Annotated in this window: 13 protein-coding genes; 8 read left to right on the forward strand and 5 right to left on the reverse strand. The window is 59.8% G+C overall.

Annotated elements, in window-relative coordinates; genetic code table 11:
- The first annotated feature begins 57 nt into the window (after nt 1–57).
- Nucleotides 58–2,160, forward strand: coding sequence for an acyltransferase family protein (locus ACTHXA_RS08270; RefSeq protein ID WP_441671247.1), 2,103 nt, complete (start codon nt 58–60; stop codon nt 2,158–2,160).
- Here the strand turns inward: ACTHXA_RS08270 and ACTHXA_RS08275 are convergent.
- On the reverse strand, nt 2,157–2,882 hold the full coding sequence (locus ACTHXA_RS08275; RefSeq protein WP_441671249.1) for a M50 family metallopeptidase: 726 nt from the start codon (nt 2,880–2,882) through the stop codon (nt 2,157–2,159). The two genes, ACTHXA_RS08270 and ACTHXA_RS08275, sit on opposite strands and share 4 nt — an antisense overlap.
- A gap of 102 nt (nt 2,883–2,984) precedes the next feature.
- Here ACTHXA_RS08275 and ACTHXA_RS08280 point away from each other — a divergent pair, with 102 nt between their 5' ends.
- From ACTHXA_RS08280 to ACTHXA_RS08295, 4 genes are all read left to right on the forward strand, one after another.
- Complete coding sequence (locus ACTHXA_RS08280) at nt 2,985–3,908, forward strand: DUF4031 domain-containing protein (protein ID WP_441671251.1); 924 nt, start codon at nt 2,985–2,987, stop codon at nt 3,906–3,908.
- Between the two features lie 88 nt (nt 3,909–3,996).
- Nucleotides 3,997–5,505: a trypsin-like peptidase domain-containing protein gene (locus tag ACTHXA_RS08285; RefSeq protein WP_441671253.1), complete on the forward strand. Its 1,509-nt coding sequence runs from the start codon at nt 3,997–3,999 to the stop codon at nt 5,503–5,505.
- An 18-nt stretch (nt 5,506–5,523) separates the two neighbouring features.
- The gene (locus ACTHXA_RS08290) at nt 5,524–6,465 is read left to right on the forward strand and encodes a cation diffusion facilitator family transporter (protein WP_441671255.1); all 942 of its coding nucleotides are present in this window, start codon (nt 5,524–5,526) and stop codon (nt 6,463–6,465) included.
- Between the two features lie 35 nt (nt 6,466–6,500).
- On the forward strand, nt 6,501–7,124 hold the full coding sequence (locus tag ACTHXA_RS08295; RefSeq protein WP_441671257.1) for an HAD family hydrolase: 624 nt from the start codon (nt 6,501–6,503) through the stop codon (nt 7,122–7,124).
- A gap of 24 nt (nt 7,125–7,148) precedes the next feature.
- On the opposite strand, the gene ACTHXA_RS08300 is transcribed toward ACTHXA_RS08295, so the two are convergent.
- Nucleotides 7,149–9,233, reverse strand: a complete 2,085-nt coding sequence (locus ACTHXA_RS08300; RefSeq protein ID WP_441671259.1) for a DNA gyrase/topoisomerase IV subunit B — start codon at nt 9,231–9,233, stop codon at nt 7,149–7,151.
- Nucleotides 9,234–9,357: 124 nt separating this feature from the next.
- Between ACTHXA_RS08300 and ACTHXA_RS08305 the strand changes: the two genes are divergently transcribed.
- The 3 genes from ACTHXA_RS08305 to ACTHXA_RS08315 are packed head-to-tail and all read left to right on the forward strand — an operon-like array spanning nt 9,358 to nt 12,126.
- A complete protein-coding gene (locus ACTHXA_RS08305) occupies nt 9,358–10,032 on the forward strand; it encodes an alanine racemase (RefSeq protein WP_441671261.1) in 675 nt (224 codons plus the stop codon).
- A complete protein-coding gene (locus tag ACTHXA_RS08310; protein ID WP_441671263.1) occupies nt 10,029–11,087 on the forward strand; it encodes an alanine racemase in 1,059 nt (352 codons plus the stop codon). Before ACTHXA_RS08305 ends, ACTHXA_RS08310 begins: the two co-directional genes overlap by 4 nt.
- 22 nt (nt 11,088–11,109) lie before the next feature.
- Nucleotides 11,110–12,126 (forward strand): sugar-transfer associated ATP-grasp domain-containing protein, encoded by a 1,017-nt coding sequence (locus ACTHXA_RS08315; protein ID WP_441671265.1) that lies wholly within the window; start codon nt 11,110–11,112, stop codon nt 12,124–12,126.
- A 155-nt stretch (nt 12,127–12,281) separates the two neighbouring features.
- Here ACTHXA_RS08315 and ectB read toward each other — a convergent pair whose 3' ends face one another.
- The 3 genes from ectB to ACTHXA_RS08330 all read right to left on the reverse strand — a co-directional run bounded on the left by ectB (nt 12,282) and on the right by ACTHXA_RS08330 (nt 15,841).
- Complete coding sequence (gene ectB / locus ACTHXA_RS08320; protein ID WP_441671267.1) at nt 12,282–13,544, reverse strand: diaminobutyrate--2-oxoglutarate transaminase; 1,263 nt, start codon at nt 13,542–13,544, stop codon at nt 12,282–12,284.
- Between the two features lie 109 nt (nt 13,545–13,653).
- On the reverse strand, nt 13,654–14,358 hold the full coding sequence (locus ACTHXA_RS08325; RefSeq protein ID WP_441671269.1) for a coenzyme F420-0:L-glutamate ligase: 705 nt from the start codon (nt 14,356–14,358) through the stop codon (nt 13,654–13,656).
- 40 nt (nt 14,359–14,398) lie between these two features.
- Nucleotides 14,399–15,841 carry an RNA polymerase sigma factor gene (locus ACTHXA_RS08330; protein ID WP_441671271.1) on the reverse strand — a complete coding sequence of 481 codons (1,443 nt, stop codon included), beginning with the start codon at nt 15,839–15,841 and terminating at the stop codon, nt 14,399–14,401.
- Between the last annotated feature and the right edge of the window lie 85 nt (nt 15,842–15,926).

The following is a 15,926-nucleotide window of genomic DNA, read 5'->3' on the forward strand; positions in this document are numbered from 1 at the left end:
TCAGTGTTATCTGCTTCACTGGCTGATTTCCAATTGCCGATTCAGTAGAGAAGTGTGATGTCAGTTACTAGCGAGATCATTCGCGAGAGTAATGCACCAGCAGCAACGCGCAAGCAATCGGGATCTTCCTTCCGCCCTGACATCCAGGGACTGCGCGCGATTGCTGTGGGCGTGGTGCTGCTCTATCACGCCGGCGTACCGCTATTTGGCGGTGGCTTTATCGGCGTCGACGTGTTCTTCGTGATCTCAGGATTCCTCATCACCGGCGGGCTTTTGCGCTCCAGCCTCGAGACCGGTCGCATCCATCTCGCCGACTTCTACGCAAAACGGGTACGGCGCATTATTCCTGCGGCGACAGTCGTGCTCGCCTTCACTGCGCTGGCAACCCTTGCAATCCTGCCAGTGACGCGTTGGCAGGACATCGGCAACGAAATCATCGGTAGCGCGTTCTACTTCGCGAACTGGGTCTTTGCGAGCAGCACCAATTACCTCGACGCGGAGAATGCAGCAAGCCCGGTTCAACACTTCTGGACGCTCTCCGTCGAAGAACAGTTCTACATCGTCTGGCCACTCATTATGATCGCCGGGCTCTGGTTCGCGCGGAAAGCCGGACGACGTAACGGGGCGGATGTTCCTGACGGTGCCCGAATTCGTCGATACCTTGAGATCGGCGTATGGATTGTAATCATCCCCTCGCTTGCCTGGTCCATCTACGAAACCGCGACCAACCCGGCCCCCGCCTACTTTGTGACCAGCACACGGCTCTGGGAACTCGGTATCGGAGCGGCGATTGCGATCTATGCTCCAACACTTGAACAGATCGGCGATCGACTGGGCCACCTGCTCGGTGTATTCGGACTCGGGGCAATCCTGCTGGCTTCAGTCTGGTTCACGGCCACTACCCCACCGTTCCCCGGTGCCGCGGCACTGCTCCCAACCCTCGGTGCCGCCGCCGTGATAATTGGTGGGATGCGAGGCCGCGCCACTCAAGGCGTCGGGAGCCTACTTTCACTCCGGCCAATGCGATGGATCGGTGACCTGTCCTACTCGCTCTACCTCTGGCACTGGCCGCTCATTGTGCTCGGCACGTTCCTCTTCGGTGGCTCGATCAACCCCTGGCAGGGGCTGATGATCGTGGCAATTTCCTTCCTGCCAGCCTGGTTGAGCTATCGGTATATCGAGGTGCCATTCCGCAATTGGGAGCTGCTCAAGCGACGGCTGCATTCGGCCTTGCAATTGGGACTCGCCTTCATGCTTGCGGCCGCACTTCTTGGTGCAATGCTCATTGCAATTCCCCACCAGCAAGCGGTGGCCGCCGCGGATGCTGCCGGGGCCGAAGTGCTTGTGGATGATCCCGATGCTGCCGAACCCAATGATCAGGCGGCCGCTTTCGCACCCTCACTCGCCGAGGTTGATGAGGATCTCCCCCGGATCTACGCCGATGATTGCCACGAGTCATCCGAGAACGCGGTCGCCAATCCGTGCGTGTACGGAGACCCAGACGGCGACACGACCGTGGCGTTGGTTGGCGATTCACATGCCGCCCAGTGGTTTCCCGCGCTCGAGCAGATCGCTGCAGATGAGGGCTGGCGACTCGTGATCTACACGAAGTCTTCATGCCCGCTGGTGGATACTCCCCTGCTCGATGGTGAAGATCGCACCAACACCGGTTGCGTGGACTGGAATGAACGCGTCCAAGAAGAACTCACCGAGAATGCGAAACCCGACCACGTGATTGTGAGTTCCTACGGCTATACGCCGGCTGAAAAGGAGTCCTTCGCCGATGGTCTCGCGGGAGCCTGGCAGCCGCTACTCAACGCGGATATCGAGTTGACGGTCCTCGTTGACCCACCGGCGGCGGGAGTGAACGTCCCCGAATGTGTGGCAACCAACCTCAGTTCGCTTTCGAACTGCACGCTCCCGCAGCATTCGGGAAATGCCGGTGGTGCTGAAGCGCAATTGGAGGCTGCGGAGGAAGTGGCTGTCCCGACCGTCGACATGAGCGAAATGGTGTGCCCTCGTGAAGAGTGCTCCCCCATCATCGGTGAGGTACTCACCTATCGGGATCAGCACCACCTGACGGCCACCTACGTCGAAACGTTGAAGAATCCGCTCGCGGATGCGCTTCGAGAGCAGACCTCGCTCCCCTTCGACGCTTAGAACCAGATCACCCTGGAGAACTCGGCTGCGACGACCCCGGTTGCCAGTGCGCAGACCAAGGCGAAGCTGAGATTCCAGATGAACTTCGGGACCGAGGTGAGCTGAGCGAGCACACCCGGGTCACTTTCGGGTCCGCCGCCAAGAAACACCGCACCGAGGTGACGCCACGCGCCGATGACGAGCACCGTCCCGAGCCCTAAGAGCACGGGCGCCTGGATTGCGTCTTCTCGCCACCACCACAGTGCTCCGAACGCGGCGATCGAAACGAGCATCACCACCGCGGTGAGAAAGGAGCGCACCCGAAAGAGCGCAATGATAAGGATCAGCAGCACCACCGTGATCACTGGCGCGGCCCACCCCTCGGCACCGAGCCATGCAAAGAGCGCGCCGATCACGGCGGGTGCGGGATAGCCAGCCCAAGTCGTGATGATTCGGCCAAAGCCTTTGACCGGACCCGCGGTCACGGCCGCCCCCGACATATCACCACGCAAGACGAAACCGGTGAACTTTCGGCCCACGAGCATCCCGATCACCGCGTGACCGAGCTCGTGGACGAGCGTGATCAGCAGCCGAAATCGAACCCACACGAAGTGCACACCAACCGCAATACCGGCAACGACCAGGACAATGATCAGCGTCTCGGCTGGGATATCACCGGAGTCACCGGTAGGTGCGATCCGCGCCCAGAGTTCCTGCAGCCAGGGAGTGTCGAAGAAATTCACGATGCTCGACGTTAGCCAACGCACCTGCGAACCACGAATGACACCCAGCTGCCGCGAGCGGGTACGGCGCGTGCGCCAGCCACCGCGCGCTACCCTGAGACGATGGCGATACTGATCGACCCGCCCCGTTGGCCCGCCCACGGCATCCTTTGGAGTCACCTCATTTCAGACTCAAATCTGGATGAGCTGCACGAATTTGCGGCTCGACTCGGTGCGCCCCGACGGAGCTTTGACCTCGACCACTATGACATTGGTGAATATAACTACGACCGGGCGATCGCACTCGGGGCCCGGCCCGTGTCGGGACACGACCTCGTGCGAGCGCTGCGAGAGTCCGGGCTTCGAGCCCGACAGATTGATCGGCCCCGTCTCGAACCACAGCATCGCCGCCGGTTTCTGGAGCAGGAATGGCGCCGACTGGGTGGGCTCTTTCACCTCAATCGAAGCACTGACTGGAATGCGCTCGGAACTGAGTTGCTCCAACGATGGAGCGAATCTCACCGGAGTTATCATGATGAGCGGCACCTGCAGGATGTCTTGCTCTCCTTGAATCACCTGCAGACGCTCGGGGAACGGATCTCCCCCACGACCCTGCTTGCCGCGTGGTATCACGACGCTGTGTATGCCGGCAGCGTGGGCGAGGATGAGCGCGCTTCGGCGCAACTGGCAGTCGCATCCCTCGAAGCGATCGGGCTCGACCCCGTGACAGTCACCCGGGTTCGCGATTTCATCCTCGCGACCACACCGGGTACTGATACTTCGAATGCTCCGCTCCCCCTTGCACACCTCTTGGATGCGGACCTTTCCATTTTCGGCGCGGGCAGCAAGCGCTACCGGGAGTACACGGAATCGGTGCGCAAGGAATACGCCCACGTCGACGAGAAAGATTTTCGGGCGGGGCGAGCGCAGATTCTCCGCAGCTATCTAGACCGACCCACGATCTATCGACTCGAGGCATCCATTTCGCTTTGGGAAGCCCGAGCTCGACAGAATCTCGAGGACGAAATTGCCACGCTGACCGCATGACGCACACGACGCAACTAGCACGAAAAACCTTGAGCCAACGCAGCGGTGGCCAGCGTCTTTTAATGCTTGAAGGAGTAACTTCACTTCCATGACCGTTGACGACTCCCAGCAGGGTAATCAAGCGAACGGTATGCCGCCACTGCCGCCTATTCCGCCGCAGTACGGTGTTCCGCCTGCTCCAGAACAATCTAATATCGCGGAAGGTGGCACCGACTCTTCGGGCCACGGGCAGGCACCGGGTTATGGTCAACCGCAAGGCTATGGGCAGCCGCAGAGTTACGGCCAATCGCAACACTACGGTCAGCCCCAGACCTACGGGCAACCACAGGGCTACGGACAACCACAGGGCTACGGACAGCCCGCGCAGCCCAATAGCTACCAGGCCCAGGGTCAACAGGACGCTAACGCAACCGCCGCGTACGGGTACACGTCCGCCGCACCGAGCTTCCAACAGCGTCCCGGGGGTGTTGATGCTGCGACCACGCGCGGCTCCACGCGGGCTAAAAAGCCTCGACGAAGCGGACCCTCTTGGACGGCAGTGATTGCTACCGCTGCAGTCGCCGGACTCATTGCCGGCGGTGCGAGCGCCTACGCAATCAATCTCGCGCAACCGATTATCGAAGGTGCATCCCCGCAGGTAATTCAGGCGGAAGGCGCAAACGTCGATTGGTCGGCCGTTGCTGAAGCGGTCTCGAGCTCGGTGGTGTCGATTCAGGTGTCGAGCCAGGATGGTGCCGGCCAGGGTTCTGGTGTGGTGTGGGATGAAGCGGGACACGTGGTCACCAATCACCACGTGGTGGAGACTGCCGCAGATGCCGGTCAGATCGCGATCATGATCGGAAATCGTGCCTACCCCGCCGAACTCGTGGGCTCGGATGCGGCAACCGACCTCGCGGTGTTGCAAGTAGATGACCCACCCGAAGGGCTCGCGGCGATCTCAAGAGGCGATTCGGAAACCATCGAAGTCGGCAGCGACGTGATGGCCGTGGGCAGCCCGTTAGGACTCTCGGGTTCGGTGACCACCGGTATCGTTTCTGCGCTGGAGCGACCGGTCTCCACGGGCCAGATTGAAGACAGCCTCGTGGTGACCAATGCCATCCAGACTTCGGCACCACTCAATCCGGGTAACTCCGGCGGTGCGCTGGTTGATGCCGCGGGTCAACTCATTGGTATCAACTCGTCGATTGCGACGCTCGGTGAGGCTGGCGGTACCTCTGGCAGTATCGGCATCGGCTTTGCGATTCCGGTCCAGCTCGTGGAAAACATTGCCGGACAGATCATCGAGACCGGCGAAGTGCAGCATGCATTCCTCGGCACGTCCACGACCACCGGTCAGGCGTCACTTCCGGATGGCAGCGTGGTCATCGGTGCCGAAGTGGCTGAGGTGATTGAGGATGGGCCGGCGGCAGAGGCCGGTATCGAGGAAGCGGATCTTATCGTCGGCATCAACGATTCCCCGATCACCAGTTCGGAGCACCTCGTGGGTACTGTGCGCGCGCTGAGCGTGGACGAGACCGCAACATTTACGGTCATTCGTGACGGCGAGGAAGTGGACGTCGAAGTAACGATGGGAGTCTCCCCCGATCTCGGTGGTTAGGGCTACCCTGACTAGACAATGAGTCACGACCACTCTCATCATTCGACGAACCGGATACGCCTGGCGTTTGCCTTTGGCATCACTGTTGTCATTTTGATCGCCGAACTCATCGGTGCCGTGATTACCGGCTCGCTGGCGCTGCTCGTCGATGCCGGACACATGGTCACCGATGCCGGTGGCTTGCTCATGGCGCTCGTGGCAGCATCCCTCATGCTGCGGCCGCCAACGAATCAGCGCACCTGGGGATTCCGCCGTGCCGAAGTGATCGCCGCGGCAGCCCAAGCCTCGGTGCTGCTCGTGGTTGGGCTCTATGCCGTCTACGAGGGGATTCGTCGACTCTTTGAACCCGTCGAAGTGCAATCGGCGGGGCTGCTGATTTTCGGGATCGTTGGCCTGGTCGGCAATATTGTTGCGATGGTCATCCTCGCGGGCGGTCGCAGTAGTTCGCTGAACATGCGGGCGGCGTTTTTAGAGGTTGTGACGGATGCGCTTGGCTCGGTCGCAGTAATTATCTCGGCAGTGGTCATCACGCTCACGGGCTGGACCGGAATCGATGCGGTCGTGGGTCTGCTCATCGCGGCACTTATCCTGCCGCGGGCCATCCGTCTCCTGCGCGAATCAACCGGTGTCCTGCTCGAAGAAACTCCGCCGGAGCTGAATCTCGACGACGTTCGAAAGCACATCCTGGAACTGCAGCACGTTATCGACGTGCATGACCTGCACGCTTCTCGAATATCGACCGACCTTCCAGTGCTCACCGCGCACGTGGTCCTCGACGACTCGTGTTTCCATGACGGGCACGCCACCAGAATTCTCCACGATCTCCAGGAATGCGTCGCGAACCACTTCCCGGTTTCGGTGAAGCACTCGACCTTCCAGCTTGAGCCAGCCGGCATGGTCGACGTGGAAGATGCCTGCATTGCCCCAGAGGCTCCGGATCAAACTCTGCCCAAACCGTGAAACAAACTTGCGCGCAGCTGCGCAAGAATATGGGTATGACTGTGCGACACGTGTTCTGGGACCTCGGCGGCACCCTCGTAGACAACTATCCCTCGATTCGGCGAGCATTTCTCAATGTGCTCAATGAGCACGAGTCCGCCATCTCCGAGTCCGAACTGCAGCGCATGTTGAACACCTCGATTCAGAATACGATCGACACCCTCGCCGAGCGATTCAATATCCCGCCTGAGACTTTTGGGCACGCCTACGAGGACTTGAAGGCAAAGTGGGCATCCAACCCGGCTCCGCTGATGCCCGGCGCACAAAGCGCCATGGCTGAAGTGAAACGGATGCGCGGGCTCAATCTCATCGTCACCAACCGTGACTACGACAGCGCCTCACTGCTCGTGCGGGTCACGAAACTGCGCGCCGATGACATGATTTGCGCATCCGATGAGATGCCCAGAAAACCCGACCCGACCATGCATCGCACGCTCCTCGAGCGTCACAGCCTCAATCCCGAAGAATGTCTCAGCGTTGGCGATCGCGATATTGACACGCTGGCGGCACAAGCAGCTGGGATGCATGCCGTGCAACTTGCGAGCCCCGGCGCGCGGGTGCCGGTGGGAGTGTCAACGATCGGTTCGCTCATCGACATTCATCACTATTTGCGCCCATAGCGGCCTGGCGCGGGTCTTTATCGCCTAGGTATCGATGAGTTGCGAATCGATCTCTTGCGCGCCGTCCACGATGAACTCACGGCGAGGCGCAACTTCGCTGCCCATGAGAATTTCAAATACGCTCTCGGCCTCGGCCGCATCCGACATGGTCATGCGACGAAGGATGCGGTGCTCAGGATTCATCGTGGTGTCCCAGAGCTGATCCTCGTCCATTTCGCCGAGACCCTTATACCGCTGAATCGGCTCCTGATATTTCTTTCCGGAACGCTCCAGCTTCTTCAACAACTGGGCGAGTTCGTTTTCGGAGTACGTGTAGATCGTGTCATTCGGCTTCTTGCCGGGATTCTGCACCACAACGCGATGCAGCGGAGGCACGGCTGCGAAGACTCGACCGTCCTCAAGCATCGGCCGCATATAGCGGAAGAACAGCGTGAGCAGCAGCGTCCGAATGTGCGCACCGTCCACGTCGGCATCGGACATGATGATGACCTTGCCGTAGCGAATCTGAGTCAGATCGAAGGTGCGACCGGAACCGGCGCCGAGCACTTGGATAATGTTCGCGCACTCGGCATTTTTCAACATGTCGGCAAGCGATGCCTTCTGGACATTGAGGATCTTGCCTCGAATCGGGAAAAGCGCTTGAAACTCGGAGTTGCGAGCGGGCTTCGCGGTGCCGAGCGCCGAATCACCCTCGACGATGAACAGCTCGGAACGCTCCACCTCGTTGGTGCGGCAATCCACCAGTTTTGAGGGCAGCGATGAGTTTTCGAGTGCGGTCTTGCGTCGCTGCGTCTCCTTGTGTGCGCGCGCCGCAATACGACTCTTCATCTCGGTAACCACTTTTTCGAGCAGCATCGAGACTTCAGTTTTATCCTGACGCTTGGTCGAGCCGAATCGCTCTTTCAAACCATCCGTCAGGGTCTTTTGCACGATGTTTCGTGCCTGGGGCGTACCGAGGACCTCTTTGGTCTGTCCTTCGAACTGCGGCTCGGGGATGCGCACCGTGACGACCGCAGTCAACCCCGCGAGGATGTCGTCCTTCTCAATCTTGTCGTTACCGACCTTGAGCTTGCGCGCATTTTTCTGCACTTCTTCGCGAATCGTCCGGAGCATCCCGGCCTCAAACCCGGCTACGTGCGTGCCGCCCTTCGGGGTCGCAATGATGTTCACGTAGCTTTTCTGGACCGTCTCGTAGCCGATCCCCCAACGCAATGCGAGGTCGACCATCATCACCCGCTCGACTTCGGTCGACACCATGTGCCCGGTGTTTTGATCAAGCACCGGAATCGTTTCCTTGTACGAACCTTCGCCCTCGATGCGCCACACATCGGTGAGCGACCCATCCGGAGCGAGATACTCGACGTATTCAGAAATACCGCCGTCGTATTTGAAGTCTTCAGTGGTGACATTTTCGGGATCGCGAAGATCCTCCAACACAATCTCGAGTCCGGGCACGAGAAAAGCGGTCTGCCGGGCCCGGTCGCGCAACTGTTCAAACTGAAAGGCCGAATCACGGACGAAAATCTGTGGGTCGGCCCAGTACCGTACCCGGGTACCGGTCACGCCGCGCTTGGTTTTCCCGAGGATGCGCAACTCGGCTTTTCCAGGATGTTCTTCGAAAGGTGCGTCGGGGCTCGGGTCCCCTGAATCCGTGAAGACACCCGCGTGGCCGCGCTTGAAGCTCATCGCCTGAGTCTTGCCACCGCGATCGACTTCGACATCGAGGCGCGCAGAAAGGGCGTTCACTACCGAAGCACCGACACCGTGGAGCCCACCGGCGGCACCGTAGTTTGCGGAACCGAACTTTCCACCCGCGTGCAGCTTGGTGTAGACAACCTGCACCCCACTCCAACCGGTGCGCGGCTCGATATCGGTCGGGATACCCCGACCCTGGTCACGCACCTCGACGGAACCGTCGGGGTGGAGAACGATGTCAATACGGTTACCGTGACCGGCGAGCGCCTCATCAACAGAGTTGTCGATGATCTCCCACAGGCAGTGCATGATGCCGCGTGAGTCAGTGGAGCCGATATACATACCGGGCCGCTTCCGGACGGCCTCGAGCCCCTCCAGTACTTGCAGCTGTGTTGCCGAATATGTATCCGTCACAATGCTCCTTTTCTCAGGCTCATAGGCTATTGCATCCGGGGTTGGGATGCGGGCACCACTCCGTACCGGGCGCGATCTCATGCTCCTGGCGATAAGATCGAGGTTTGGAAGGAAATCTATGAGCGTGACAGCACCCCCACGCGTTGCCGAAATCGACCTCGGTGCGCTTGAGCAGAATCTGCGAAGTCTTAGCCCGCAAGCGATCGACGTTCGCGCCAATGCCTACGGCCACGGTACCGCAACAGTGCTGCGTTGTGCACGAGAGCTCTCGCCTGGGCTGCGGCAGGTGCTGGTGAGTCGCGAGGAAATGGCTGGCATTCCGGCAGTGTTGCTGGACGGGCTCGAAGTCACGCACGCCGATGAACCCTCGCTCGATAGTGCCGCGCTCTACGGGCTCGGTGACCCGGCGTTGACTCCGGTCATGACACTCAAAGCACAGGTGGTGCTGCTCAAACCGATCGCCGCGGGCCAAGGGGTGTCTTATGGTGCGAGCTACCGCCCAGACACGGACACCACTATGGCGCTTGTCGCAATTGGCTATTCGCAAGGTGTGGCGCGGCAGGCCTCGAACCGCTGCGATGTTTTCGTGGCGGGGGCACATTGCCGCATCGCCGGCGCAATTTCGATGGATCTCATTAGCGTGGACGTGGGCGAGCTTCCGGTCCGCCCGGGGGATCACGTGGAATTCTTCGGGCAGCACAGCCTCCTACGAGACTGGTCCGCCGCGACCCGAATTGCGCCGCTCGCGCTGACGAGCCGCATCCAAACCACAATTCCACGAATCGAGGTGCGTGCATGAGCATTGCGACGCTCACAACGGATCTTGAGGCTTTACGGTTCAACCTCCGAACACTCCGCGAGCAATTTGCGCCTGCCCGCACGATGCTCGTGGTGAAAGCGGATGCGTACGGTCACGGGCTGCGCGCGGTCACCGATGCCGCCATTGCGGAACAGGTCACCGACTTTGCCGTTCTGGATGTCGAGACCGGACTCGAACTGCGTAAAGCGGGAGCAACCGGCACGCTCTTCGCGTGGCGGCTGACACCCTCGACGGATTTTTCGGCTGCGAAGCGCCAGCAAATCGACCTCGGAATCCAAAGCCTGAGTCAGCTGGAATTCATCGCGCACACCACACCCACTTCGATTCCGGCACGCATCCACCTCAAACTCGACACCGGCTTACACCGCGGTGGGGTGAACCCCGAGCAGTGGGATGAGCTGGTCATCCGTGCCGTCGAGTTGCGAGAGGCCGGGCTGGTACAGCTTGTCGGCGCGTGGACTCACTTTTCGGACAACTCACACGCAGAAGATCTCGCCTCGCTCGCGCTCTTCCACGAAGCCGTGGATCGTGCGCGCGAACTTGGGGCAGACTTTTCGGTGCTGCACGCAGCGGCTTCCGGTGCGGGTATTGATATCCCCGAATCACGTCTTGATTACGTGCGACTTGGGCTCGGCGGCTACGGAATTTCACCATTTGACGATCGCAGTGGCACCGACTTGGGACTGCGCCCCGCGCTATCGCTCACCACTCGAGTTACCACAGTCACTGACACGACCGCGACCATTGCGATTGGTTTCGGGGACGGGCTGCAGAGTCTGCCAGGGGTCGATATGTGGCTGAGTATCGCGGGCGAGCCGCACCCGATTTCTTCGGTCGGTGTCGATGGGACGCTGGTAGAACGAGTGCCGGGAGTTGAGATTCAGGCCGATTCGCTAGCGTATTGCTTCGGTAATGGCGACCATGGTGAGGCAACTGCTGAACAGTGGGCGAAGGCATTCGGCACCGTGCCCGATGAAATCGTAACCGGCGTCACCTCGCGCGTTCAGCGCATCACCACTTCACACGCGCATTAGTCAACACACAGAGAGCAGATTCTTGAGTATCAATCTTTCTTCCCGAGTGAACTACCTCATCTCGCGCGCCCGCGTGCTCGATTTCGGCAGCGTGGTCGAACGCGCGAAGCAGACCGCTCGGCAGCACTCGCGAAACTGGCCAGTTGTGCTGGGCGACATGCTGGTCGAGTCATTCGTATACGGCACAAACTTCCAGGACTACCTGGACTGGGACTTCGCATTGCTTAAGAAGGCTGAGCGACGCACGTACCTCACGAATGCCATTAGCGCGCACATGGTCAAGAAGTACAACGATCCTGACTTCTACAAGTATCTCGAAGACAAGGTCGAATTCAACAAGCGCTTCGGTGAATACCTGCACCGAGAATGGTTCCTCGTCACCGATCACACCGCCGATGAGCTCCGCGCGTTCATGGAACGCCAAAAGCGGGTTATTGCCAAAGTGCCCGTGAGTAACTCTGGTTACGGCGTCGACCTCTATTTCGCCAAGGATGTCGAGGACTGGGAAGAGTTCCGCGAGTTCCTCATCAAGCGGGAACAAATCCTGCTTGAGGAATACATCATCCAGCACGAAGACATCGCGGCGGTCTCGCCCGGTGTCGTGAACACCACGCGCGTTACGACCTTCCTGCGTGACGGCGAAGTGCACGTGGTCTCTTACGCCCAGAAATTTGGTGTGGGCAATGGTGCCAGTGACCAGCAGGCCTTCGGTGGGTTCTTCGTGTTGCTCGACGAGCACGGCCACGCCATCAGCCCCGGTTACGGTTCGCACCAGCACATTTACGCGCAGCATCCCGAGACCGGCGCTTCGATTGTTGACTTCCAGTTGCCACAGTCGGATGCGGTGATCGCGTTGGCAGCGGAGGTCTCGCGCAAGATTCCAGAGATCCCCTACATTGCCTGGGACATCGTGGTCACGCCAAACGGTCCGATTGTCGTGGAAGGAAACCGCACGCCCGGAGCCTACGAAAACAAGCCGAGCGCAACCGGAGTCTGGACCGGCTCACTCCCCCACGTTCGCAAATTCGCGGACATCTAGGGAGGACACCGCAAGGGAGTCAATTTGGCCCGAATGGGTGTTGATTCCATGCGTACAAGTAAAGAAGGTGGCTTCCCCAAACTTGGGGAAGCCACCTTCTTTACTTGTGGTGCTTAGCTGCTGTGCCTTGCGGCCGCGGCTTACCAGTGCCGCGCTTAGGCAGCGAGTGCCGCGTCCACAGCCTGCTCGAGCCGGTCAAGACCCTTGAGTAGCGTCTCGTCGTCACCAATGAGCGGCGGCATGACCTTGACGACCTCGTCGTGGGCACCGCTGGTCTCGATCACCAGACCGAGCTTGAAGGCCTCGCGTGAGATGGCCGAAGCAAGATCATTGTTCTGTTCCGAGACAAGGCCCTGCAGCAGACCCAGTCCGCGAACCGAGAATTTCCCTTCGTGGCGAGCCGCGATCGCGTTGAGTCGTTCAACCACCATCGCTGAGCGGTGCGCGATCTGCGATTCGATATTGTTCTCGCCGGCCCAAAACTCTTCGAGCGAACGCGCGGCGCCGACAAAGGCGATGGAGTTCCCGCGGAAAGTACCGGTGTGCATGCCCGGCTTCCAGACGTCGAGTTCCGGACGGATCAACACCAGCGCCATGGGGAAACCGTAGCCAGAAATCGACTTCGACAGGGTGACGATATCGGGCACGATGCCGGAGTGCTCGAAGCTGAAGAACTTGCCGGAGCGGCCGATACCGATCTGGATGTCGTCAACGATGAGCACGATGCCCTTTTCAGTGCAAAGCTCCCGAAGATCGCGCAGCCACTGATCGCTTGCGACGTTCACGCCGCCCTCGCCCTGGACTGTTTCCACGATGACTGCGGCTGGCAGATCGAGGCCGCTCGAGGGGTCTTCAAGGTGCTTTCGCAGCAGCGCAACCGTGTTGATGTCTTCGCCGTAGTAGCCGTCGTAGGGATGGAACACGACGTCGTTGAGGCCGACGCCGGCGGCGTCGCGGTACCAACTATTCGCAGTCGCCGCGAGGGCGCCGATGGAGAGCCCGTGGTAGCCGTGCGTGAATGCGACGATAGTGCTGCGGCCGGTGGCCAGGCGCGCGACCTTCATTGCCGACTCGACAGCATTTGCGCCCGTTGGGCCGGAGAACTGGAGCTTGTACTCGAGCCCCCGTGGCTCCAAAATGACATCGCGGAAGAGCTCTAGGAAGCGCTTCTTCACGCCGGTTGCCATGTCGAGCGCGTGCTGAATCTTGTTCCCCGAAAGGTACTCAATGATTGATTTCTGCAGCGCCGGGTGATTGTGGCCGTAGTTCAAGGTGCCCGCACCACAGAAGAAGTCGATGTACTCCCGACCCTCCTCGTCCTTGAGAATCGGTCCCTGAGCGGTGTCGAACACCGTCGGGAATGCCCGGACATAGCTACGCACTTCGGATTCCATGGTGGCGAAGACAGAAAGATCCACAACCACTCCTTTCATCTGAAGCTTCCCGGGGCACACTACCCCGGGAAGCAAAATCAGCTTCTACACTAGCCACCCTCGAACCAGTGGGTCTGAGTGGTGGATGCGTACCCTATCGGTTGGCTTCGGTCTTGCGAAGCACACCCATCGGTGTGGACTGGTGCCCCTGACCGAGCGGGTTGTCGTGGAGTACGCGCACCCAGTGATCGTTGAGCTCGGCATCCAAGGTCGAGCCGAGGATATTGCCGCCGATGTCATTGATGTCGACAACGAGCACGTCAACCTTGTTACCGAGCAAGATCTTGAGGTCACGTGCCACACGCTCCGGCTTGTCCGGACCGAGCACCACCGATTTGTTGTACGGCGGGATGGTATTCGAAGTGGGGCCGTCGATCGAGCGAGCCTTCTCCCCAGCAACGCGGTAAAAGTCACCCTTTCGCCCAAACGGCTTGGTGACAGCGGCGACACCGGCGGCGGCCAGGATGCGCGGAGTTCCGCACTCCTTCAGTGCCATCTCCATGGTCTCTGGCATCGCGAGGCCAATACCGTACGGGGTCTTCGTGACGTACTTCGCGAGGAAGTTTGCGAGCCCGCTTGGCTTGATTTCCTCAAGCAGCATTGAGCGACCCTGCGTAATTGCGACGATTTTCTCGGTCACAAACAGCACGTCACCGTCTTGGATCACTGGCTCAGCGTACTTACGAACGACTTGGTGGAGATCATCATCCGGCATCACAACGTGCGTCTTGATCGGGATGCGCTGGTAGGTCTTTCCATCAACGTTCGATTCGAGAGGCTTGCCTTCGTTTGGCTGCATAGTCCTACTTTTCTATCTAGTGCGAGCTGAGGGAAAGAGACTACTCGAGGTAGTCACGCAGCGATTGGGAACGCGACGGGTGACGCAATTTTGCCATGGTCTTTGACTCGATTTGGCGGATGCGTTCGCGAGTCACCCCAAACGTCTCGCCAATCTGGTCGAGGGTTTTCGGCATGCCGTCGCCGAGGCCGAAGCGCATCCGAATCACGCCCGCTTCCCGCTCGGAGAGCGAGTCGAGTAGAGATTCGAGCTGGCGCTGCAGCATGGTGAAGCTCACCGCATCCGCGGGCACCACTGCCTCGGTGTCCTCGATGAGGTCACCAAACTCCGAGTCGCCATCTTCACCCAGCGGGGTGTGCAGCGAAATGGGTTCGCGCCCGTACTTCTGCACCTCGACGACCTTCTCCGGGGTCATGTCGAGCTCGTGTGCGAGCTCTTCCGGCGTGGGTTCGCGACCGAGATCCTGCAGCATCTGTCGCTGCACTCGAGCGAGCTTGTTAATGACTTCCACCATGTGTACCGGAATACGAATGGTGCGCGCCTGGTCCGCCATTGCGCGGGTGATTGCCTGGCGAATCCACCAGGTCGCATACGTGGAGAACTTAAAGCCCTTGGTGTAGTCGAATTTTTCAACCGCGCGGATCAGACCGAGGTTTCCCTCTTGAATGAGGTCGAGGAACTGCATCCCGCGACCGGTGTAGCGCTTTGCAAGTGATACGACGAGTCGCAAGTTGGCGCCGAGCAGGTGGCTCTTGGCGCGCTTGCCGTCGCGCATGATCCACTTGTATTCGCGCTTGAGCTTCGGCTCAATATCCTGATTGCGCAGCAGCTTGTCTTCCGCGTAGAGACCCGCCTCGATACGCATGGCGAGGTCGACCTCTTCGGCAGCGTTGAGCAGCGGCACCTTACCGATCTGCTTGAGGTAGTCCTTCACCGGGTCAGCAGTGGCACCGGTGATCTGTGCTGAGTACACCGGAGTGTCATCATCATCGGTGTTCTTGAGCACAAGTGCGCCCGCAGCCTTCACTGCGGACTCGGCCTTGACCACGTCTTCCTCGGGGTCCTCGGACTTCTCGTCGCGCTTACCAAGGTCCTCATCCGGATCTTCTTCGGCGTGCTTTTCATCCACTTCGGAGACTTCGATGTCGTCTTCATCGACTTCGTGGTCTTCGTCGAGGTCAATAACGATGTTCTCGCCCTCCTCGCCGGTCTCAGGCTCAGCATCCTTCGCGGATGCGCGCGTCGTTGCCTTCGACGCACCGGTGGCGGCACTCTTCTTGGTGCCAGCGGCACCACCGGCTGCTTGGAATTCCAGGACGGCGTCGACGGTTGCCGCCTTGTTCAGACCGGATACTCCCTTGAGGCCAATTTCCTTCGCAAGGTTTCGGAGGTCGACAAGTTTCATTGCGTTCAGCTCGGACTTGGACTGGCTCATTGATTCTGCTGCCGCTTCGGTGGCAGCGCCCTTCTTGATAGTTGCCATAATCAACCCCTTCGCGTGGTTTGGGCAAAAGGAATGCCCAAGTCAAGCCCTATCTGATTCGATGAGGCCTGTTGGGACAGACAAC

This window comes from Gulosibacter sp. (assembly GCF_052090685.1).
In the GTDB taxonomy this organism is placed as follows: domain Bacteria; phylum Actinomycetota; class Actinomycetes; order Actinomycetales; family Microbacteriaceae; genus Gulosibacter.